Annotated in this window: 19 protein-coding genes; 10 read left to right on the forward strand and 9 right to left on the reverse strand. The window is 70.8% G+C overall.

The genetic code is table 11. The annotated features are described in order from the left end of the window. Positions 1–29 precede the first annotated feature (29 nt). Positions 30–890, forward strand: a complete 861-nt coding sequence (locus GTY58_RS37825; RefSeq protein WP_010988684.1) for a DNA-formamidopyrimidine glycosylase family protein — start codon at positions 30–32, stop codon at positions 888–890. A gap of 43 nt (positions 891–933) precedes the next feature. Here GTY58_RS37825 and GTY58_RS37830 read toward each other — a convergent pair whose 3' ends face one another. The 3 genes from GTY58_RS37830 to GTY58_RS37840 form a co-directional block, all read right to left on the reverse strand. Beyond that, a complete protein-coding gene (locus tag GTY58_RS37830; RefSeq protein ID WP_010988685.1) occupies positions 934–1584 on the reverse strand; it encodes a zf-HC2 domain-containing protein in 651 nt (216 codons plus the stop codon). A 148-nt stretch (positions 1585–1732) separates the two neighbouring features. Further along, positions 1733–2248, reverse strand: coding sequence for a hypothetical protein (locus GTY58_RS37835; protein WP_010988686.1), 516 nt, complete (start codon positions 2246–2248; stop codon positions 1733–1735). A gap of 152 nt (positions 2249–2400) precedes the next feature. Continuing rightward, positions 2401–2949 carry a sigma-70 family RNA polymerase sigma factor gene (locus GTY58_RS37840; protein ID WP_010988687.1) on the reverse strand — a complete coding sequence of 183 codons (549 nt, stop codon included), beginning with the start codon at positions 2947–2949 and terminating at the stop codon, positions 2401–2403. A gap of 285 nt (positions 2950–3234) precedes the next feature. Between GTY58_RS37840 and GTY58_RS37845 the strand changes: the two genes are divergently transcribed. Further along, positions 3235–4383 (forward strand): CapA family protein, encoded by a 1149-nt coding sequence (locus GTY58_RS37845; RefSeq protein ID WP_010988688.1) that lies wholly within the window; start codon positions 3235–3237, stop codon positions 4381–4383. Here the strand turns inward: GTY58_RS37845 and GTY58_RS37850 are convergent. Beyond that, on the reverse strand, positions 4370–5788 hold the full coding sequence (locus GTY58_RS37850; protein WP_010988689.1) for an amino acid permease: 1419 nt from the start codon (positions 5786–5788) through the stop codon (positions 4370–4372). The two genes, GTY58_RS37845 and GTY58_RS37850, sit on opposite strands and share 14 nt — an antisense overlap. Before the next feature lie 162 nt (positions 5789–5950). Continuing rightward, entirely contained in the window at positions 5951–6412 is a 462-nt protein-coding gene (locus GTY58_RS37855; RefSeq protein ID WP_010988690.1) for a universal stress protein, read from the reverse strand. A 171-nt stretch (positions 6413–6583) separates the two neighbouring features. Between GTY58_RS37855 and lysX the strand changes: the two genes are divergently transcribed. Beyond that, the gene (lysX, locus tag GTY58_RS37860) at positions 6584–9865 is read left to right on the forward strand and encodes a bifunctional lysylphosphatidylglycerol synthetase/lysine--tRNA ligase LysX (RefSeq protein WP_010988691.1); all 3282 of its coding nucleotides are present in this window, start codon (positions 6584–6586) and stop codon (positions 9863–9865) included. A 158-nt stretch (positions 9866–10023) separates the two neighbouring features. Further along, the gene (locus GTY58_RS37865) at positions 10024–10872 is read left to right on the forward strand and encodes a polysaccharide deacetylase family protein (RefSeq protein WP_010988692.1); all 849 of its coding nucleotides are present in this window, start codon (positions 10024–10026) and stop codon (positions 10870–10872) included. Positions 10873–10901: 29 nt separating this feature from the next. Here the strand turns inward: GTY58_RS37865 and GTY58_RS37870 are convergent, their stop codons facing one another. Continuing rightward, positions 10902–11567, reverse strand: coding sequence for a class F sortase (locus tag GTY58_RS37870; protein ID WP_037647090.1), 666 nt, complete (start codon positions 11565–11567; stop codon positions 10902–10904). A 333-nt stretch (positions 11568–11900) separates the two neighbouring features. On the opposite strand from GTY58_RS37870, the gene GTY58_RS39935 reads away from it, so the two are divergent. Beyond that, positions 11901–13121, forward strand: a complete 1221-nt coding sequence (locus GTY58_RS39935) for a hypothetical protein (protein ID WP_010988694.1) — start codon at positions 11901–11903, stop codon at positions 13119–13121. Between the two features lie 161 nt (positions 13122–13282). Here the strand turns inward: GTY58_RS39935 and GTY58_RS37880 are convergent, their stop codons facing one another. Both GTY58_RS37880 and GTY58_RS41440 read right to left on the reverse strand, forming a co-directional pair. After that, entirely contained in the window at positions 13283–14047 is a 765-nt protein-coding gene (locus GTY58_RS37880) for a DUF4239 domain-containing protein (RefSeq protein WP_010988695.1), read from the reverse strand. A 16-nt stretch (positions 14048–14063) separates the two neighbouring features. Continuing rightward, complete coding sequence (locus GTY58_RS41440; protein WP_037647093.1) at positions 14064–14192, reverse strand: hypothetical protein; 129 nt, start codon at positions 14190–14192, stop codon at positions 14064–14066. 751 nt (positions 14193–14943) lie between these two features. Here GTY58_RS41440 and GTY58_RS37890 point away from each other — a divergent pair. From GTY58_RS37890 to GTY58_RS37905, 4 genes are all read left to right on the forward strand, one after another. Next, entirely contained in the window at positions 14944–15897 is a 954-nt protein-coding gene (locus tag GTY58_RS37890; protein WP_010988697.1) for an SCO0930 family lipoprotein, read from the forward strand. Between the two features lie 347 nt (positions 15898–16244). Continuing rightward, the gene (locus GTY58_RS37895; protein WP_010988698.1) at positions 16245–17057 is read left to right on the forward strand and encodes an SAM-dependent methyltransferase; all 813 of its coding nucleotides are present in this window, start codon (positions 16245–16247) and stop codon (positions 17055–17057) included. Continuing rightward, positions 17054–19207 (forward strand): EAL domain-containing protein, encoded by a 2154-nt coding sequence (locus tag GTY58_RS37900; RefSeq protein ID WP_010988699.1) that lies wholly within the window; start codon positions 17054–17056, stop codon positions 19205–19207. Before GTY58_RS37895 ends, GTY58_RS37900 begins: the two co-directional genes overlap by 4 nt. 518 nt (positions 19208–19725) lie before the next feature. Continuing rightward, entirely contained in the window at positions 19726–20505 is a 780-nt protein-coding gene (locus tag GTY58_RS37905) for an oxidoreductase (protein ID WP_010988700.1), read from the forward strand. A gap of 99 nt (positions 20506–20604) precedes the next feature. On the opposite strand, the gene GTY58_RS37910 is transcribed toward GTY58_RS37905, so the two are convergent. Continuing rightward, positions 20605–21489: a LysR substrate-binding domain-containing protein gene (locus GTY58_RS37910; RefSeq protein WP_037647207.1), complete on the reverse strand. Its 885-nt coding sequence runs from the start codon at positions 21487–21489 to the stop codon at positions 20605–20607. A gap of 120 nt (positions 21490–21609) precedes the next feature. Between GTY58_RS37910 and GTY58_RS37915 the strand changes: the two genes are divergently transcribed. Next, on the forward strand, positions 21610–22281 hold the full coding sequence (locus GTY58_RS37915) for a succinate dehydrogenase (RefSeq protein WP_037647097.1): 672 nt from the start codon (positions 21610–21612) through the stop codon (positions 22279–22281). The last annotated feature ends 1 nt before the right edge of the window (position 22282 follow it).

Below are 22282 nucleotides of genomic sequence, written 5' to 3' on the forward strand. Positions count from 1 at the left end.
TTGTCGGTGCCGGGTGGCACTCTGGAGGCATGCCGGAACTGCCCGAGGTCGAAGCGCTCAAGGACTTCCTGGCCGACCATGTCGTCGGCCACGAGGTCGTGCGGGTGCTGCCCGTCGCGATCAGTGTCCTGAAGACGTACGACCCCCCGGTCACCGCCCTTGAGGGCCGGGAGATCACGGCGGTGCGCCGGCACGGCAAGTTCCTCGACCTGGAGGCGGACGGCCTGCACTTCGTGACGCACCTGGCCCGCGGCGGCTGGCTCCATTGGCGGGACAAGCTGCCCGACGCCCCGCCCCGCCCCGGCAAGGGCCCGCTGGCGCTGCGTGTCGCGCTGGAGACGGGAGAGGGCTTCGACCTGACGGAGGCCGGCACACAGAAGAGACTGGCCGTCCATGTCGTACGGGACCCGGGTGACGTCCCGGGCGTGGCCCGGCTCGGCCCGGACCCGCTCGCCGACGACTTCGACGAGGCGCGCTTCGCGCGGCTTCTGGAGGGCGAGCGGCGCCGGATCAAGGGCGCGCTGCGCGACCAGAGCCTGATCGCGGGCGTGGGGAACGCGTACAGCGACGAGATCCTGCACGCCGCGAAGATGTCACCGTTCAAGCTCACCTCGGCCCTGACCGCCGAGGAGATACGACAGCTGTACGCGGCACTGCGTACGACGCTCACCGAGGCGGTCGAGCGCTCCCGGGGGCTGGCCGCCGGGCGGCTGAAGGCGGAGAAGAAGACCGGGCTGCGGGTGCACGGCAGAACGGGGGAGCCCTGTCCGGTGTGCGGGGACACGATCCGCGAGGTCTCCTTCAGCGACTCCTCGCTCCAGTACTGCCCGACCTGCCAGACCGGCGGCAGACCCCTGGCGGACCGGCGGATGTCACGGCTGCTCAAGTAGGCGGCTCAGGCGGGAGCGGGAGCGAGGGCGGGCCCGACGTGCCTCAGTGGGACCTGAGCGTCAGCAGGAGCTGCCCGTTGCCGGTGCGGATGTCGTAGTGCTCGATCTCGTCGGGCCGCAGCGCGGCGCCGCCCTGCATGGTGGTGGGACCGCCGTCGTGCGAGGGCGCCATCCACGTCGTCACGGTCTGCTCGGAACCGTCCTTCCCCACCGCGATGAGCCGACAGGAGTGGGGACCGGAGGCGTCCTTGACCGTCACGTCGATCTCGCTGCCCCAGACCCGTTCCTGGGTGGTGACCTGCGCCCACACCCCGGTCTTCGCGCCGGTCGCGGTCAGTTCCGTCGATGCGGAGCCGTGCCCGGCGACCATCGCCACCACGGGCCCGCCCACCGCGAACACCACGGCGGCGGCGACCGCGTACAGCCAGCGCCTGCGCCCGCTGCGGTGCCGTGTCGCCACCTCGCCGAGCAGCCGCTCCATCAGGCGGGGTCCGGGTGCCGCGAAGGGATGCACGGCTCGCGGCGTCGCCCGCCGGTACAGCATCAACTGCCGCGCGGCGGGCCGGAATTCGGTCACCTGTGCCGTGCAGCTGGGGCACTCCATGAGGTGGTCCTCGAAGCGGAAGGCTTCCGCCTCGTCGAGCACGCCGAGCGCGTAGGCGCCGACGTCGCGATGGCGTTCCAGGGACCTCATACCAATTCCTCATGCCGGTGAAGCGGGGTGGGGGTGGTGTTCGTGTTGCTGTTGCCCACCGGTACGGACCAGGCCGCCGAATCACTCAAGGCTGTTGGAATAACAGTCAAGATATTCGGAGCGGTCGGGCCTGCGGATTGGTCCGAATCTAAAAAAGATGGATGGCGAGGTGTCCGAGCGGCAGCCCCAGCTGCCAGGCGGGCGTCCAGACCTTGGGTCCGTCGTCCTCGCCCAAGACCGAGCCGCCGCCGGGCACCGCGTCCAGGTCAGGGGCGAGCAGCTCGGTCTCCTCCAGCCAGCGCCAGGCCGCGGACGCCAGATCCAGGTCCGGCGACGGGCCGCCCGACTCGACGGCCTCGGCGGCCAGCGCGGCCATCCGTGCACACACCCAGTCCTGCCACGGCTGGTCGTACGCCGTCAGCGAAAGCCAGGTCTCCAGCTGCGAGACGACCCGGATACCGGAGAGCTCACCGCTGGTGTCGGAGAGGAAGATGGTAAGCGCCAGGGCGTCGCGCCCGGCGCGGAACTCGAAGGACGTCGGCGGCATCAGGTCGCCGGTCCGCAGCAGTTCGTCCGCGATGTACTCCGCGTACAACCATGCCATGGGGACGGTGAGTTCACCGCCGCCGGCGCCGTCCGTGCTCTCTTGACCTCTGTGCAGCATCCCTTCCTGCCTTCCTCCGGTGCGTGCGCGTCGCCCGACCCCGGACTTGCCCGACCCCGGACTACTGTTCCGGAACACGGATGAGGACAGCAGATTGCTCAACCATGGTCCTCAGCAAGGCGCTTTACGGAGGTTTGACTCGGCCTTCGGTTTCACCGCAGGTCGGCCGCGTATCCCGGAAGAACCCGGCGCAGGGCGCGCAGCGCGTAGTACGCGCGGGACTTCACGGTACCGGGCGGAATCCCCAGGGCCTCGGCGGCCTCCGCCACACTCGCCCCCCGGAAATACACCTGCACCAGTACTTCACGATGCTCGGGAGTGAGTGTCTTCACAGCGTCGCGCACATCGAGCGTCGCGGCGGACCGTTCGGCGTGATCGGCGCACACCCGGGCGTTCTCCAGTACGGCGTCCCCGACCTCGGCGGGCCGCGCCTGGCGGGCCCGTCGCGCGTCGATGGCGAGCCGCCGTGCGACGGTGAGCAGCCAGGGGCGCACGGAGGTGAAATCGTGCGCGCGCAGCGCCTCGGGGTGTTGCCAGGCACGTACGAACGTCTCCTGCACGAGGTCCTCGGCGCGCTGGCGGTCCCCGTCGCAGAGCCTGAGCAGCAGCGCGAAGAGCGGTCGGCCGTGCTCGCGCTGCAGCTGCGCCAGCTCGTGCTCGGCGGTCGTCCCGCGCCCGATGGTGGTGGTTACGGCCGTCATGGCGGCTATGGCAGCGCACCGCGCTCCGCCGGGACAGGGAGCGCGCACGGGTCTGCGGCGGACGGTCGAACCCGTCGTTGAACGGTACGACGAACGGTCCGGCCGCCGCCGGACGTGACGCCGTTGCGGTGACGTGGACGGTGCCGCGGCGACTCGGGCGGTGCGGCTGCTTGACTCCCGGCAAGGCGCGCAGGTGGATTCACATCAGTTCATATGAACATCAGAACCATCGGACCCACCGGAACCGATCGGGACTGCCGGAACCAGCCGCATCGGAGCGAGTCGATGACACCACACGCCCGCCGGGCCGCCGCGGCCCTGACCGCCGCCCTGCTGACCGCCGGCGCGGCCTGCCAGGCCCACGACCCGTCGTCACGGCAAGCGGGCGGGCCCGCGGCCGCGCCCGCGACCCGTGGCTTCACCCTCGTCGCGTCCGGCGACGTCCTGCCGCACGCCCCGGTCATCGAGCAGGCGAAGGCCGACGCGGGCGGCATCGGCTACGACTTCCGCCCCATGCTCGCGGCTGCCGAACCCGTCGTGTCCCGGGCCGACGTGGCGATCTGCCATCTGGAGACGGTGTTCGGCGAGGACGGCGACTACTCCGGCTATTCCGCCTTCGTGTCGCCGCCGCAGGTCGCCCTGGGCCTCGCTGCCATCGGATACGACGGCTGCTCCACGGCCTCGAACCATGCCCTCGACTACGACACAGCCGGCATCCACAGCACCCTGAACGCCCTCGACCGGGCCGGCGTGCAGCACACGGGCTCGGCACGCCTGGCGCCGGAGGCGGCCGCCCCGGCCATGTTCCACGCCGACGGCGCCCAGGTCGCCCACCTGGCGTACACCCACGACATCAACGGCCGTCCGCTCCCCGCAGGAGAACCCTGGGCCGTCAACCTGATCGACCGGGACCGGATCGTCGCGGACGCCCGGGCCGCCCGGGCGGCGGGCGCCGACGTGGTCGTCGTATCCCTGGGCTGGGGCACCGAGTGGCAGGACGAGCCCGACGCGCAGCAGCTTCGGCTGAGCAGGGAACTGACCGCGTCGCAGACGAAGGGCCGCCCCGACATCGACCTGATCCTCGGCACCCGCGCCCACGTCCCCCAGCCGTACGAGAAGGTCAACGGCACCTGGGTGGTCTACGGCCTGGGCGACCAGATCGCCGGGGAGATGGCCAACCGGGAAGGCTTCCGCGACCCGCGCGGACAGGAGAGCACCATCGGCCGCTTCACCTTCGCCCCGCCCGCCCGCGCGGGAGAGCGCTGGCAGGTGACGAAGGCCGAGTTCATTCCGCAGCGATTCGACCTCGGCCGGGTCGTGGACCTCAACGCCGCGATCGCGCAGGGCGCCGGGACGGCACCCGTACGCGACCGGATCCGCGACGTCGTGCTGCGCCGGGGGGCCGCCAAGGACGGCCTCGTCATGGGGAGTTGACGCCCTTGGCCAGTTCCGAGCGCTTGTACGAGTAGCCGAAGTAGATGACCAGGCCGATCACGAGCCACACGCCGAACCGCACCCACGTCCGCCACTGCAGAAACGTGATCAGCCAGATCGAGAAGATCACCCCCAGCGCCGGGACGTACGGCATCCACGGTGTGCGGAAGGTGCGCGGCAGATCCGGCTGCCGGTAACGCAGCACGATCACCGCGACACACACCACGACGAACGCCAGCAGGATCCCGATGTTGGTGAGTTCGGCCGCCTGGCCGATCGGCAGGAACCCGGCGATGGCGGCCGACGCGAACCCCACGATCCAGGTCACCCGGGTCGGCACGTGCCGCGTCGGATGCGTCTTGGCGAACCACTTGGGCAGCAGTCCGTCGCGGCTCATGCTGAACCAGACACGCGTGACGCCCAGCATGAACGTGAACATCACGGTGAGGATGCCGATGATCGCGCCGACCGCGATCACGTCCGCGAGACCGCCGAGACCCACCGACTTGAACGCCGTCGAGAAGCCGCTCTCCTTGTCGATGTCCTTGTAGTTCTGCATGCCGGTCAGGACCAGACAGGCGGCCACGTACAGCACCATCGAGATGGCCAGCGAGTAGATGATCGCCTTCGGCATGTGGCGCTGCGCGTCCTTCGACTCCTCGGCCGCCGTCGACATCGCGTCATAGCCGAAGACCGCGAAGAACACGGTCGCCGCGCCCGTGAACGCCCCGCCGACCCCGTACGGGAAGAAGGGGTGGTAGTTGCCCGTGTCGATGTGGAAGACACCGACACCGATCACCAGCAGCACGACCAGGACCTTCAGAGCGACCACGACCGTCTCGAACCGGGCCGCGCTCTTGATGCCGAGGTTCAGCAGATACGCGATGAGCAGGCACAGGATCGCCGCGAACAGGTCGACCCGGTGCCCGCCGCCCGTGCCCGGCGCGCCCAGCATCCACGCCGGCAGATCGGCGCCCAGCTCGCCGACCAGGAAGCCGAAGTACCCGGAGATGCCGATCGCGACCACCGCCACGATCGCCGTGTACTCCAGGAGCAGGTCCCAGCCGATGAACCAGCCCGCGAGCTCGCCGAGCACCGCGTAGCCGTAGGTGTACGCCGAGCCCGCCTTCGGGATGAGGCCCGCGAACTCCGCGTACGACAGCGCGGCCGCGGCGCTCGCGAAGCCCGCGATGAGGAACGAGACGAGAACAGCCGGGCCGGCCGTACCGTTCGCGACCGTCCCGGCGAGGGTGAAGATGCCGGCGCCGATGATGCCGCCGACCCCGATCGCGGTCAGCTGCCACAGCCCGAGTGTCCGCTCGAGCTGTGTGCCGGCCTCCGTCTCCTCGATCTGTTCGATGGGTTTGCGGCGGAGAACACCCTCACCCATTCGGATCCCGGCCATGAGCCTCACCTCTTCGCAGACGGCAATCGGCTGACGGCGGATCATGATGGCCCAGGGACAGCGGGGACGGAAGATGCCACGCACGGCATGGCCGACGGCGGGTGCGTTCCGGCCGCGTCCGGCGCTCTCCCGCGCACCGCGCCGAGGGTGCCCGTCCGCGGGCTACGGCACGACCGTGACCGGCCAGCGCCCCGCCTTGACCAGGCGGACCGCCACGGACCCGACGATCCGGTGCCCCGCCTGCTCGGAGGCGCCCACCACGACCGCGTCCGCCTTCAGTTCGTCCGCCGCCGTCACCAGGCCGTTGTAGGGGTCGCCGCGGAAGGTGTGGAACTCCCAGCGCACCTCGAATATGTCCTTGACCCGCTCGGTCGCGTCACGGATGTACTGGACCAGGTCCGCCGCGATCTCGTCGGTGGTGTCGGCGACCGGAACCCCGAGCGCCGCTCCCGCCGCCATCACCGGCTGCACGTACACGACGGCGAGCAGCGCGTGCTGCCGTCTGGCCAGGCCGGCGGCATACGCCGCCGCGTGGAGCGAGGAGTCGGAGCCGTCCACCCCGACGAGGATCACCTTGGGACCGTCCGTGCCACGCTCGAACTGGTGGGAGTGCTGTTCCGTCACGGCTGTGAGGCTATCGGAAGCGGCAGGTCCCGAGCCGGGCGGGAGCCCGCGGAGCCGTCTCGGCGACGGGTGGGGGCAGGACCGTGGCGGGAAGGGCGGGACCGGCGCCCGAGAGGCGGGGTCGCGGCGCTCGACGGGCGGGGCGGGCCCGGTCTTCCTACAGTCGAAACCATGAGTGCCACCGTGGAGGCCGCCGGACCCGGGCACGCCACCGGCCCGACACGGCCGTCCTGGGGCGGCTTCCTCAGCAAGGTGCCCGAGGGCTTCGCGACCTTCTTCGGCGCCCTCGGCCTCCTGTGCGTCCTGCTGGCCTTCATCGCGCCGCTGCGCCGTCTGCTGGGCCCGTTCGTGCGCGACCTCGACAGGTTCGTGGTCCCGGTCAGCGCCAACCTCGCCTACGGCGTCTTCCTCTTCCTGCTCGCCGCCGCGACCGCCGCCCGCAAGAAGGTCACCTGGTGGCTCGTGGTCGTCTACCTCGGCCTGGTGACCCTCGACGACCTGCTCGGCCTCGCCCTCGGCCACTACGCCGAGTCGGTCGTCTCGCTGATCGTGTGCTCACTCGCGCTGGCGCTGCTGATCGCGGCCCGCAAGGAGTTCTACGCGGCCTCCCGGCGCGGCGCCGCGTGGCGGGCCCTCGCCGTGCTGTTCGCCGGGCTCGGTGTGGCGATCCTGGTCGGGTGGGGCCTGGTCGAACTCTTCCCCGGCACGCTGCCGCGCGACCAGCGGCTGCTGTGGGCGGCCGACCGGGTCTGCGGCGGACTGGTGTCCGGACGCCGGTTCGACGGACGCACACCACGCCCCGTGTCCTTCCTCCTCGGCCTGTTCGGCGCACTCGCCCTGCTCAACGCCGCCGCCACCCTCTTCCGCTCCCAGCGCATGGAGTCGGCCCTGCACGGCGACGAGGAGCCGCGCATCCGCGCCCTGCTCGGGGCGTACGGCGCCGACGACTCCCTCGGCTACTTCGCCACCCGCCGGGACAAGGCCGTCGTCTTCTCGCCCAGCGGCAAGGCCGCCGTCACCTACCGGGTCGAGGCCGGTGTCTGCCTGGCCAGCGGGGACCCGGTCGGCGACCGCGAGGCCTGGCCGCACGCCATCGACGCCTGGCTCGACGTGGCCCGCCGCCACGCCTGGGCGCCCGCCGTCATGGGCGCCTCGGAAGAGGGCGCCAAGGCGTTCGCCCGCTCCGGACTCGGCGCGCTCCAACTGGGCGACGAGGCGATCCTGAACACCGCCGACTTCGATCTCGACGGCCGCGACATGCGGGTGACCAGGCAGGCCGTCAACCGCGTGCGGCGCACCGGCGCCACCTGCCGGGTACGCCGGCACTCCACCCTCAGCGACGAGGAGATGGAGGAGGTCGTCGGCCGGGCCGACGCCTGGCGGGACACCGAGACCGAACGGGGCTTCTCGATGGCCCTGGACCGGCTCGGCGACCCCGCGGACGGCGACTGCCTCCTCGTCGAGGCCCTGGGAGAGGACGGAAAACTCCTCGCCCTGCTCTCCTTCGTGCCCTGGGGCGGGGACGGCGTCTCCCTCGACCTGATGCGCCGTGACCGTGCCGCGCCCAACGGAGTGATGGAGTTCATGGTCGCCGAGCTGTGTGCCGTGGCCGGACGGACGGGCATACGCCGGATCTCGCTGAACTTCGCGGTGTTCCGCTCGGTGTTCGAGGAGGGCGCCCGTATCGGTGCCGGGCCGGTCCTGCGTCTGTGGCGCCGACTGCTGCTCTTCTTCTCGAGATGGTGGCAGCTGGAGGCCCTGTACCGCTCCAACGCCAAGTACCACCCGCAGTGGTACCCGCGCTTCATCTGCTACGGCGACACCGCCTCCCTCGCCCGGATCGGACTGGCGTCGGGCATCGCCGAGGGCTTCGTCTCCGTGCCCTCGCTGCGCAAGCTGTGGGGCAAGGGCCACTCCAAGGGGATCACCGAGCCGACGACGACCGAGGGTCTGCCGTCGCTGTCGGCGCTCGGCCTCGACAAGGGCGACGAGACCGGGCCGGGCGCGCCGGGACTGCCCGAACAGGTCCGGGTGCGCCTGAGCAAGCTCGACCGGCTGCGCGCGGACGGCACCGACCCCTACCCCGTGGGCATCCCACCGCGCACCCACACCCTCGCCCGGGCCCGTGGCTCTCCGGCGGGCGAGCAGGTCACCGTCGCGGGCCGCGTCATGCTCGTACGCGACTTCGGCGGCATCGTCTTCGCCGTGCTGCGCGACTGGTCGGGTGATCTGCAGCTCGCCCTCACCCGATCCGGGTCCGGGCCCGCGCTCGACCGGTTCGGCAAGGACGCCGACATCGGCGACCACATCACCGCCACCGGCCGGACCGGCACCAGCGACCGCGGCGAGCCGACGGTCTTCGTCACGGACTGGCAGCTCACCGGCAAATGCCTGCGCCCGCTGCCCGACAAGCACCGAGGCCTCGCCGACCCCGAGGCCAAGGTGCGCCGCCGCTATCTCGACCTGGTGGCGAGCCCCGACGCCCGCGCGGTCGTACGGGCCCGCTCCACCGCCGTCCAGGCGCTGCGCCAGGGGCTCCTCGACCGCGGCTATCTGGAGGTCGAGACGCCGATGCTCCAGCAGATCCACGGCGGCGCGAACGCCCGGCCCTTCACCACCCACATCAACGCCTACGACCTCGACCTGTATCTGCGCATCGCCCCCGAGCTCTACCTGAAGCGGCTGTGCGTCGGCGGTCTGGAGAAGGTCTTCGAAATGGGGCGCACCTTCCGCAACGAAGGCGTCTCCTACAAGCACAACCCCGAGTTCACGATGCTGGAGGCCTATCAGGCGTTCGCCGACTACGACGTGATGCTCGACCTCACCCGCGAACTGATCCAGGGCGCGGCCACCGCGGCCTTCGGGGGACCGGTCGCCCGCAAGAACGGCACCGAGCACGACATCTCCGGACCGTGGCCGGTGAAGACGGTGTACGGCGCGATCTCCGAGGCACTGGGGGAGGAGCTGGACGCCGGGACGAGCCTTGAGGCCCTGCACCGGCACTGCGACCGGGCGGGCGTGCCGTACACCGCGGACGACGGCCGTGGTGACGTGGTCCTGGAGATGTACGAGCGGCTGGTCGAGGAGAGGACCGGACTGCCCACCTTCTACAAGGACTTCCCGACCGACGTCTCCCCGCTCACCCGGCAGCACCGCGCCGATCCGCGCCTGGCCGAACGCTGGGACCTGGTCGCCTTCGGTACCGAACTGGGCACCGCCTACTCGGAGTTGACCGACCCGATGGAGCAGCGCAGACGGCTGACGGCGCAGTCCCTGCTGGCCGCCGGGGGAGACCCCGAGGCGATGGAGCTGGACGAGGACTTCCTCGACGCGCTGGAGTACGCGATGCCACCCACCGGCGGCCTCGGCATCGGCGTGGACCGGCTCGTCATGTTCCTCACGGGCCTCACGATCCGGGAGACCCTGCCGTTCCCACTGGTACGCCGCCGCTGAGCCGGTGCGGTCGGCTCCGCCGACTCGGCACAGGACGGGCTCCGCCCACTCGGCTCGTTCGGCACTTCGCCGGGCGGATGGTCCCAACGGGTGCTTTCCCGCGCCCGTCCCGGTGTTGCGCGGCGGGGGCGCCTCTCGTCCGGGCGACTGATGAAATCATGAAAAAGGATCAGCTGCTCACGCGGCGCCGGGCGTTGCTCGCCGGTGCCGCTGTCCTGGGCGCGGCCGGGGCGGCAGGCACGGCCCGGCTGCTCACCGCCGACGAGCCGGCCGGGAGCCCGGTGCGGAACACCGCCCCCGTCGCGGGCCCACCGGTGCGCCGCGCGCTCAAGCCCTCCGCCTACCGTCTGCGGCCCCTCACCGGTTATGGCCCGCCACGCAGCGCGCCCGCGCGGACCGTCGTCCGGCACGAGCCGTTCCTGCGCATCTCCGGGCGCGGCCGCAGCATGGTGCTGACCTTCGACGACGGCCCCGATCCGCGCTACACCCCGGACATCCTGCGCACCCTGCGCGAGTACGACGTACGCGCGATGTTCTTCGTGTGCGGGGAGATGGCCGTCGACAACAAGGACCTGCTGAGTGAGATGGCCGACGACGGGCACGTCGTCGGCAACCACACCTGGACGCACCCCCGGCTCACCGAGCTGTCGCGGTCCGGGATCCGCTCCGAGATGGAACGCACCAGCGAGGTCATCGAGCAGGCGTACGGCGAGCCGCCGCAGTGGTTCCGCGCGCCGTACGGTGTCTGGAACCGGGCGGCCTTCCAGCTCGGGGCCGACCTGGGCATGGAGCCGCTGGCCTGGACGGTCGACTCGCTCGACTGGACGACCCCGGGCACCCGCACCATCGTGAACCGGGTGGAGGACGGTGCCGCCCCCGGCGTCGTCGTGCTCTCCCACGACGCCGGCGGCGATCGCTCGCAGAGTGTGCGGGCGCTGCGCGACTATCTGCCCGCGCTGCTGGATTCCGGCTATCACCTCACGGTGCCCCGACGGCAGTTCGCATAACGCGGGAGGCCCGCCCGGCCGGGGAACGCTCAGCGGACCTCGACCAGGCGGGCGAACACCACCACGTTCCCGTCATAGCCGTTCTGCTTGGTGAAGCCTCCTCCGCAGGTGATGACGCGCAGCTCCGGGGCGCCCTTGCTCGCGTAGACGCGGTCGCTGGGAAAGCTGCTCTTCGCGAAGACCTCGACTCCGTAGATCTCGAACACGGCGACCTTGTCGTCCTTGCGCTCGACCTCGACCCGGTTGCCCTTCTTCAGCGCCCCCAGGCCGTAGAAGACGGCCGGGCCCTTCATGTTGTCCACATGGCCCACGACCACCGCAGTCCCGTTCTCACCGGGCGAGACCGCGCCGGTGAACCAGCCGGCGAGATTCGGGTCGTCGGGCGACGGTGCGTCCACCCAGCCGGACATGTCGAGACCCACCGGAGTGACGGGGGCGTCGACCTGGATCGCCGGAATGCGAACGCGTCGGGCCGCGGAGTACGGCAGGGGCCGGGGCAGCTTGGCGGTGGGGGGCTTCGGGGTGCTGCGGCTGTCCGCGGCCGCCGCCGTCGCCGGCTGCGGGGGGCCCACGTCGAACTCCCCCGAACCATTCCGAATGAGAGCGAGGCCGGTCAGCAGAACAAGCGCTATCACGCCCCACGGGGCCCGCTTCCTCCGCCGCTCCTCCTCTTCGGCCAGCTCGGACACGGACATTCGCAATCCCCTCTCGACGTGGCCGTCGCCATGTCCGTCGCGCATATGAGCACACTAATCGCAGCGAGCCCCGAGAGCGACGAGGCACGGGCGAACGGGGGGCGCGGAACCTCTGTGGTGAGCCATCCGAGTTGCCGCGGGGCGGAAAACTTCTGACAGTCCGTGACCTGCGGCAATAACCGATTGCGCGGAATCCGCCCGGCGTGTCCTCTCACCAGGACGGACCATTCTCGAAATGCGGCCCTGTCCCCGGCGTCTGAGGGTCTATCTGGAGGCGCTTTCTCGCCGATCGACCGGGGACGGGTCCCGGGGGCGTCTTTCGCGGAGGATCACATGCGTACTTCTCGTGCCCTGGCGGCCGGTGCCGCCGTGGCCCTGGCCGTCGGGCTCGCCGCCCCCACGGCCGCGGCCTTGAGCGACCCGAGCAATATCGTCGCCCTGTCCAGAGTCATCGCGCGGGGCGGGCAGCTGACGATCACCGTGGAAGGGTCCAGGTGCCAGGTCAACGGCAGCACGGTCTCCTCGCCGGTCTTCCCGACGACCCGGCTGAGCCCCGCGGGGCACAACTCGGCGAGCGCCCGCGTCACCATCGACCGCAACGCGCGCCCGGGCTCGTACGGGATTACGGCCCGCTGCGGCAATGGCACCGGAGTCGTGAACGGCGCTAACGGCGGGCCCGGTAACGGGGTCGGGAACGGGAACGGGAACGGGCTCGGCAACGGATTCGGCAACGGGTTCGGCAACGGGTTCGGCAACGGATTTGGGAACGGGCTCGGCAACGGGTTCGGGAACGGATTCGGCAACGGGTTCGGGAACGGATTCGGCAACGGGTTCGGCAACGGTAACGGAGTCGGGAACTGCAACGGCTTCGGGAACTGCAACGGAGTCGGGAACGGCAACGGCTTCGGTAACGCGAACGGCAATGGGCTCGGGAACGGCAACGGTCACGGCAACGGCTTCGGGAACGGCAACGGCTTCGGGAACGGGAACGGGAACGGAATCGGGAACGGGAACGGCTTCGGGAACGGTAACGGCCTCGGGAACGGCAACGGTCACGGCAACGGCCTCGGGAACGGGAACGGATTCGGCAACGGCAACGGCAACGGACTCGGTAACGGATTCGGGAACGGCAACGGGCTCGGGAACGGTAACGGCAACGGATTCGGCAACGGCAATGGACTTGGTAACGGATTCGGTAATGGCAACGGGCTCGGTAATGGCAACGGCCTAGGGAACGGGAACGGGCTCGGCAACGGCAACGGCAACGGTCACGGCAACGGTCTCGGGAACGGCAACGGTCTTGGGAACGGCAACGGTCTCGGGAACGGTCACGGCACCGGACTTGGGAACGGCAACGGCAACGGCAACAACGCCCAGTCCCTGACCCGGCCCAACGCGTTCACCGTCATCGGCGGCGTCCGCGGCGGTCTCGGCGGTAGCAGCTCCATCGGCGCCACGCCCACCGACATGGCGATCGGCGGCGGACTCGTCGCGGCGGCCGTGATCGCCGGCGGGTTCTTCTGGATGCGCCGCCGGACCGAGAACAAGAGCTGACCGGTGGCCGCCGGCCCGACCGCCGGCCTTCTTCGGAGACCGCACGCGACAGCCCTCCGCCCTGGACCCTGACCGGATCCGGGCGGAAGGCTGTGCGGGGTGCGTCAGGCCTCGCCGTCGGCATTGCGGCGGCGCGCAAGGCGCCCGATGGTGAGGATCCGTCACCCGTGAAGGTGCGGGAAGAGCGCCAGGAAGGGCTCCGCGGAGGCCGCGACGCCCCGGCTGTAGGGCGCGTCGAAGTCCCAGATCAGGAAGAGCAGGAAGGCGATCAGGGCGGAGAACAGCCCGGCAAGGACCAGCTCCCGTTTCGTACGCCGGATCTGCAGGGCGAACACCATCCCGATGGTGACCACCGCACCCGTGATCAGCCCGAACCACACCACGCCCGGCATGGTCGCGCCCGTCGAGTCGGCGCGTGAGGCCCGGGCGGTGTCGGCCGCGGACACCTGGTCGACGAGCGGCTGATAGGCCTGAGCCTCGAAGTCCGTCTTCGGTTGGTAGTCGGTCACGTCCTGGCGGATGCGCTGGAAGAGCTCCGCGCCCCGGGCGGTCACCCGGCCCTTGTCCGCCATGGTCTTCCACTCGGTGGTGACGACCTGGCCGACATACGCGTTGACGTCGTCGCGGATGCGGTCGCGGACGTCGGGCGGGTAGACCCGCACCCGTTCGGAGATCTCGTGCAGCGCCTGGGCCTCCGTCTGCACGTGGTCCTGGGCGACGCTGCGCGCCTCCCAGACACCCGCGATGGCCAGGCCCAGGACGATGGCGTACACCACGCCGATCATCATCGTCATGTACTCGATCACGTCCGGGGTCTCGGACGGATCGTCGTCCTCGGCGGCCGTGCGATGCCGTACGAGGGTCACGATGACCACCACGACACAGGCGGCCGCCATCGCGAGGGCGAGAACAAGCCATTCCGACAAGGAGTGCCTCCAGGGATCAGCGCGGACGCAGCGCGGCGACGGCGAGCACCGCGGGCGCGGTGATGAGCAGGGCGAGGGTGACCAGCGGCGGGCCGCCGCGCGGTGGCCGCTGGTGCGCCGAGGCGTGGTACCGCGGATAGCTCACCGGGGACGCCTCGGGCGGCGGGCTCGGCCTCGGAGCGCGAGTCCGCGTGGGTGTCGGCGTGGGGGTGGGGGTGGGCGTCGGAGTGGGAGTCGGCCGCGGCGCCACGGCGACGGGCGGTGGCGGCGCCGGCCGGGGTGGCGGCGGGTCGGGTCTCGGCGTCGGTCTCGGCCGCTCGGTGGGCGTCGGGCTGGGAGTGGGCGTCGGGGTGGGAGCCGGTGGAGGTGGCGGTGGAGGTGGCGGTGGTGGCGGTGTGAGGGTGGGGGTCGGTGTCGGGCAGGGCGGGGGAGTCGACGGGACGGGGCAGCGGAGACCGTCGCCGGCGGCCGCCACCACCTCGATGCCGTCCGGGCCGGTCGAGACGTACGCGCAGGCGTCGGCGACCGCCGTCTCGGGCGGCACGCCCATGAGGATCCAGACCAACGCCACCAGGGCCAACACCCTTATGGCGACGGCGGATCGAGTCCGTTCGGGTCCATACACGACGGAGATCATGAGCCACGGCGCGCCCGTACAGGCCCGAGCCTCGGTGAATTGCTCCGAACGAAGGACATACCCCTATGCGTGGTTTGACCGACCGGGAGTGAGACGTCATGGCATGGGTACATCTGCGCGATCGATCCGGACGGGCGTCACAGGGTCCGGAAAGAAAGTTGCGATGCGCTTGAACACTTTGGCCGCCTCCGCACGTACCTATGGCCATAAGCGGCGCACTAGGACGCTGCAACACCCAGGCTAATTAACGGGAGTTGACATGAAGACCTCCTGGCGGAGCGCCTCACTCGTAGCGGCAGCTGCGGCCGTGCTGGCGCTCACGACGGCGTGCGGTCAGGAATCTGGCACCCAGTCGACAGGCAGTCAGAACGTGGGCGCAGCCGCGCCTGCCGCCGGTTACACCTCCAGCCCCGGTGCCGCTGCTGGATCCGGAAATGGTTACGGCGCGGATTCCAAGGAGGAGCAGAACTCGTCTTCCACGGAATCCGCAGGTCAGTTGACGGTTGCCGAGAACGTGAAGATCGGCAAGGTGATCACCGACGCCGCCGGTTTCACTCTCTACCGTTTCGACAAGGACACGGCGGAACCGCCGAAGTCCTCCTGTGACGGCGACTGCGCCAAGGCCTGGCCGCCGGTTCCCGCCGAGGGCGCCTCGGCCGCCACCGGCATCGACAAGGCTCTGCTCGGCGAGGTCACCCGGTCCGACGGCACCAAGCAGCTGACGGTGGCCGGCTGGCCGATGTACCGGTTCGCGAAGGACACCAAGGCCGGTGACACCAAGGGCCAGGGCGTGGGCGGCACGTGGTACGCCGCGGCGCCCGACGGCAAGAAGGCCTCGGCCACCGATCTGCCCGGACTCTCCGTCCGCAACGATCCCAAGCTCGGCGACATCGTCGTCGACAAGAACGGCAAGACGGTCTACCGCTTCCTGAAGGACCAGGCCTGGCCCACCCCCAAGTCGGCCTGCGTCGGCGCCTGCCTGGAGAAGTGGCCCGTCGTCGCGCCGGTCGCGGCGGACGACACCAAGGGCGTCCAGAAGAAGGGCCTGATGAACTTCGCCCGTCCGGACGGCGCCAAGCAGCAGACCATCAACTGCTGGCCCATCTACACCTTCTCCGGTGACAAGGCCGCCGGGGACACCAACGGACAGGGCGTGGGCGGCACTTGGTACGCCGTCGCGCCCGACGGAAAGCCGGTCGGCGCGCCGAAGTAGAGATCATCTCCCCAGGGTTGATCGCCTCACCCGAACGGCAACAGTCGCGGAAGGGAGGGGGACACCGAAGCAAGAGTGCCGGACGAACGGTACAGCGCGTACGACCCGGCCCGCCCCCTCCGCACCGCAACGGAGGGGGCGGGCCACTTCGGCGTTCCCGCGTTTCGCGGGGACGCACGGGACGTGTTCGAGAGGCGTCGGCGGAACGTCAACTCGGCACGTGACGGCGGCAATGAGCCTGAGCGGACGGTCAATTTCCGTTTTTGCTCGCTCCTTTGGCGGGCGATCAGTAGCCTCAGCTCGAACACTGGATCGTCTCAGCCGTCGCCTACGCCTTGGAGAGCTAGATGCAGCGTCCCGCCTGGGCCCCACGGAGCATCGACATCTCGGTGCCGAGCGTGTCCCGCATCTACGACTACTACCTGGGCGGTTCGCACAACTTCGAGGTCGACCGGGAGGCGGCCCGCAAGGCGATGGAGTTCATGCCGGGACTCCCGAAGATCATGCAGGCCAACCGGGCGTTCATGCGCCGCGCCGTGCGCTACGCGGTCGACGAGGGCATCACCCAGTTCCTCGACATCGGCTCCGGCATCCCCACCTTCGGAAACGTGCACGAGGTGGCGCAGGCGGCCGACCCCGGCGCCCGGGTCGTGTACGTCGACCACGACCCGGTGGCCGTGGCGCACAGCCAGGCCGTACTCGCGGGCACCGAGGGCGCGGACGTCGTCGCGGGCGATCTCCTCAAGCCCCGGGAGATCCTCGCGAGCCCCGAGGTGGAGGGGCTGATCGACCTGAACCGTCCGGTCGCGCTCCTCCTCGTTGCCATACTGCACTTCGTGGAGGACGCGGACGACCCGTACCGGGCAGTGGCCGAGCTGCGCGACGCACTCGCGCCGGGCAGCCTGCTCGTCGTCACGCATGCCTCGTACGAGGGAGTTCCGCTCCCTCAGGAGCGGGCCGAAGGCGCGGTCGACGTGTACAGGAACATCCGCAACCCACTGATCATGCGCTCGCGCGAACAGGTCGCGCGGTTCTTCGAGGGGTACGACATGGTGGAACCCGGACTGGTGCCGATGCCGAACTGGCGGCCCGACACGGCACCCGAGGACGAGGATCCGTATGCCTTCTCCGGATTCGCCGGCGTGGGGCACGCGGCGTGACCCCGGAGCCGGACGGACCGGAGGACAGACTGCGCAGGTTCGCGACGATCTGGAGCCGGGCGGTCTTCCCGGTGACCTCGACGCCGCTGACCCGTCCGGAGCTGGAGAACCGACTCCTGCCGCTCGCCCGGCGGTTGAGCGAGGCGCTGCGGGCCAGGGCGTTCGACGCGGCCGAGGCCAAGGCGGTCGGCGCCGCGCTGATCGACGCGCACTGCACCGACCCCGACGCGCTCAGCGCCACGCTCGACTGCGTCGACGCCTACCTGGTGCTCTACTGCGGCACCCCGGACGCGTCCCCCGGGGACCAGGAGGCCCTGCGCACCCGTGCCTCGCGGTTGCAGCACGCCATGGCGGCCGGCTTCGCGCAGGCGCTGCGGGAGCGGACGCTGGCCGAGCAGGAGGCCATCTCCGTCGCCGCGTTGCAGGCCCAAGGGGTGGTGGGGCAGGCGCTCCACGCGAGCGAGGCCCGCTTCCGCGCGGTCTTCGAGGGCGCGGCCATAGGCATTGGCATCGCCGACCTCGAAGGGAACATCCTCCAGATCAACGGCGCGCTGCTGCGTATGTTCGGCGGTTCCGAGCAGGCGGTGCGCGGCCGCAACGTCACCGACTGGACGCACCCCGACGACGCTCCACAGGTCTGGCGGCTGTACGAGGAGCTGGTCCGCGGCGAGCGCGAGCACTACCACGTCGAAAAGGCCTTCTACCGGCCCGACGGCACCGTCCTGTGGACCAACCTGACGGTGTCCCTGCTGCGTGACGCGGACGGCCGGCCCGAGTACCAGCTCGCGCTGATGGAGGACACCACCGAGCGCCGGCTGCTGAACCTCCGGCTGCGCTACGAGGCCACCCACGACGCGCTCACCGGACTGCCCAACCGCACCCTCTTCTTCGAGCGGCTGGAGAAGGCGCTGTCGGCGGGCGGGGGGCAGCGGTTCGGGCTGTGCTACCTCGACCTCGACGGCTTCAAGACCATCAACGACAGCCTCGGGCACGCGGCCGGGGACCGGCTGCTCGTCGAGGTCGCCGACCGGTTGCAGTCGTGCGCGACCGCGCCCGGCGAGATGGTCGCCCGGCTCGGCGGCGACGAGTTCGTCGCGCTGACCACCGGACCCGACACCGAGCGCGAGGTCGACGAACTCGCCGGGCGCATCATGAACGCGCTCGTCACCCCCATCAGCATCGACGGCCGGGAGCTGGCCGTGCGGGGCAGCATCGGCATCGTCGAGGGCCCGGCCGGGGAACGCGGTCCGGCGGAGGTGCTGCGCAGCGCCGACATCACCATGTACCGGGCCAAGTCGGCGGGTGGCAACCGCTTCGAGCTGGCCGACCCCGAGGCCGACGCCCGCGCCATCACCCGGCACGGTCTCACCACGGCACTGCCCGCGGCCCTGGACCGGAACGAGTTCTTCATCGAGTACCAGCCGCTGGTGCACCTCGGCGACGGCAGCGTCCGCGGTGCCGAGGCGCTGGTGCGCTGGCTGCATCCGCAGCACGGTGTGCTCGGCCCCGACCGCTTCATCCCGCTCGCCGAGCACACCGGGCTGATCGTGCCGCTGGGCCGCTGGGTCCTGGAGCAGTCGGTGCGGCAGGCCCGGGAGTGGCAGGAGCGGCACTGCGCAGAGGCGGCGGCCCCGCTGCGCATCAACGTCAATCTGTCACCGTGCCAGCTCACCCACCCCGGGCTGGTGTCCGACACGGTCGACATCCTGGAGCGGTCGGGTCTGGAACCTGGCGCGCTGTGCCTGGAGGTCACGGAGTCGGCGCTCATCGGGGCCGACGACGATCTGCTCAAACCCCTGCGCCGACTGGCCGAGATGGGCGTGGACATCGCCCTGGACGACTTCGGCACGGGCTACTCGAACCTCGCCAACCTGCGCCGGCTGCCGGTGAGCATTCTGAAGCTGGACCGTTCCTTCACCCAGGGCATGCAGCAGTACCCGGCGGACCCCGTCGACCTCAAGATCGTGGAGGGCATCGTCACCCTCGCGCACAGTCTCGACCTCGCGGTCACGGTCGAGGGCGTCGAAACCGGCGCGCAGGCCGAGCAGCTGCGGATACTGGGCTGCGACACGGCCCAGGGCTGGTACTACGCCCGGCCGGGACCGCCGGAGCGGTTGCACGAGCTGGCCCTGGTGGACGCCACCGGCTGACCTGCGGACGGGCCGGGGCATGACCCTCTGATGTGCTTTCCCCGGGGGCCGGGCTCCGGCACCGTGACCGTAGCCGAGGCCGGACCTCCCGGCCGCCGCGGCCCTCGCCACGACCGACGAGGCCCGCGGCGGCCGGACCCGCGTTCGACCGTGCCGTACATGTGGCTGTCGCCGTCGGCCACTCCTTTGGCGGACTGATCGCCCGGAAACTGCCGGGTGCCCCGCGAAGCGGCGCCGTCCGGTCTACCGGACGGCGGACCCGGTACCGGTACGGCCTCGTCGACGTGCGGGAGCCGGCCGAGGCCGACGCCCCGCACGAGCACCTCACCGTTCCCTCGCCGGGATCGCGGGCCGGGCCGGCCACACCGTCCCGGACGTCGTGACACGCTCGGTGTACAAGCTCTACGCAGACTCGCCGGCGGGCACCGAGCTCAAACACTTCCCGCGCCGCGGACCCGTCCCCGACGCCCGAAGCGTGCCGCCGCCAACGAATCCGCCGTGCGAAGGAGTCGAGAACCATGAGCAAGGAACTCGAGGGCCGGACCGCCGTGGTGACCGGCGCCAGCAAGGGCATCGGACTGGCCGTCGTGCAGGCGCTGGCCGGGGCGGGGGCGCAGGTCGTCGCCGGGTCCCGTACCACGTCCGAGGGCCTGGACGGGCTGGTCGAGGAGGGCTCCGTCACCTGGGTGCCCGTCGACCTCGCCGAGCCCGAGGGGGCCGGACGACTGGTCGGGGCGGCGGGCGGGCGCATCGACATCCTGGTCAACAACGTCGGCTCGGCACCGGCCCGCACCGGCGGGTTCCTGTCGGTGACCGACGAGGACTGGCACCGCACGGTCGACCTGAACCTGCTCACCGCCGTACGGGTCACCCGGGCCGCCCTGCCCCTGATGCTGGAGGCCGGCCAGGGCTCCGTGGTGACGATCAGCTCGGTCAACGCCACCCTGCCCGACCCGCTGGTGATCGACTACAGCGCGAGCAAGGCCGCCCTGGTGGCCTTCTCCAAGGCGCTGTCGAAGGAGGTCGGCCCGAAGGGCATCCGGGTCAACACGGTGAGCCCCGGTCCGGTGGAGACGGAACTGTGGCTCGGCGGCGACGGGGTGGCCGCCACGGTGTCGGCCGCCGCCGGGATCACCCCCGACGACGTGGTGGCACGGGCGGCGGGCGCGACGGTCACCGGCCGCTTCTCGCAGTCGGCCGAGGTCGCCGACCTGGTCCTGTTCCTCGCCGGGGACCGCGCCCGGAACATCACCGGCAGCGACCTGGTCATCGACGGCGGCTACATCCCGACGTGGTGACCGACGGCTGCCCTGCGCGTCCTATGTGCCCCACGTGCCCACCGCGCCCCGCCGTGGACCGGGACTGACTGAGGCCGACCAGTCGCGGCAGTCCGGCGCTCACCGTTCCAGCAGCATCCGCTGGAGCTCGCGGGCCGCCCGCGGCGGGGCCACGTCGCTGCGGTGGGCCAGGGCGATCGTACGGTGCAGACCGGGGCGGGCCAGCGGGGTCACCCGCAAACCCCGACCCGACCGCGTCGCCACCATGCGCGGCACGACCGCCACCCCCAGCCCCGCCCGTACGAAGCCCAGAACGGCGTCCATCTCGCCGCCCTCCACCGCGAAGTCCGGCTCGAAGCCCTCGGCACGGCACGCGGCGACGGTCAGTTCGCGCAGGTCGTAGCCGTGGCGGAACATCACCAGGCGCTCGCCCTCCAGATCGGGGATCCGCACCGTACGCCGGCCCCGGCCCGGTGCCGGGGCGTCCGGTGACGACACCACCACCAGATCCTCGCGCAGCAGCTCCACCGTCGTCAGCGCGGGCGACGGCGTAGGCAGGGGAAGCACGACCAGCGCGAGATCGAGCGCGCCGCGGGCGAGTTCCCGTACGAGATCGTGCGAGCCGCCCTCCTCGATCAGCAGCCGGATGCCGGGATAGCGGTCGTGGAAGGCGCGCAGCACGTCCGGGAGCAGGCCCGTGCACAGGCTCGGGGTCGCGCCGAGGCGGACGCGCCCGCTGCGCAGCTGGGCCAGTTCCTGCACCTCGTGCCGGGCGGTGTCCGCGTCGGCCAGGATGCGGCGGGCCAGCGGCAGCAGCGCCTCGCCCGCGTCGGTGAGCGTGATGTTCCCGCGCGCCCGCAGGAACAGATCCGCCCCCAGCTCCTTCTCGAGGGCCTTGATCTGCTGGGAGAGCGAGGGCTGTGCGACATGCACGAGGTCGGCGGCCCGGGTGAAGTGCCGGGTCTCGGCCACCGCCACGAAGTACTGGAGCTGTTGGAACTGCACCCACCCCACGATAGGGCATTCCTATGGAATCCAGCCGGACCATGTCTTGGACTGATCGGCATCCCGGCCCTAGCGTTCTGAGACATGGCTCTGGCAACACGGACGGACCGACGGTCGTCCATGGCACGCACCGTCTGGGACAGCTCCGTCGGCAAGAAAACGGTCATGGCGGTGAGCGGGCTCGTCATGCTGCTCTACCTGGTCGTCCACATGATCGGCAATCTGAAGATCTTCTTCGGATCCGGTGAGTTCAACCACTACGCCCACTGGCTGCGCACCCTCGGCGAGCCTTTCCTCCACTACGAGTGGGCGCTGTGGATCATCCGCGTGGCCCTCGTCGCCGCCGTCGTCGCCCACGCCACCGCCGCCTACCAGCTGAGCCGGCGCGACATCAGGGCGCGCCCCAGCAAGTACGTGCACCGGAAGGCGCGGGCCAGCTACGCCACGCGCACCATGCGCTGGGGCGGCGTCATCCTCGGCCTCTTCATCGTCTGGCACATCCTCGACCTGACGACGGGCTCCGTGCACCCGGGCGGATTCCAGTCCGGCCACCCGTACCAGAACGTGGTCGACACCTTCTCCACCTGGTACGGCAACATCATCTACATCGTCGCGATGCTCGCGCTCGGCCTGCACATCCGGCACGGCTTCTGGAGCGCCGCCCAGACGCTCGGCGCCGGCAGCCGCACCCGCGACCGCGCCCTCAAGACCGTCGCCAATGTTCTCGCGCTGCTGCTCACGGCGGGCTTCGTCGCCGTACCCGTGGGCGTCATGACCGGAGTGGTGAGCTGAC

Source organism: Streptomyces sp. SID5469, assembly GCF_009862865.1.
Classification (GTDB): Bacteria; Actinomycetota; Actinomycetes; order Streptomycetales; family Streptomycetaceae; genus Streptomyces; species Streptomyces avermitilis.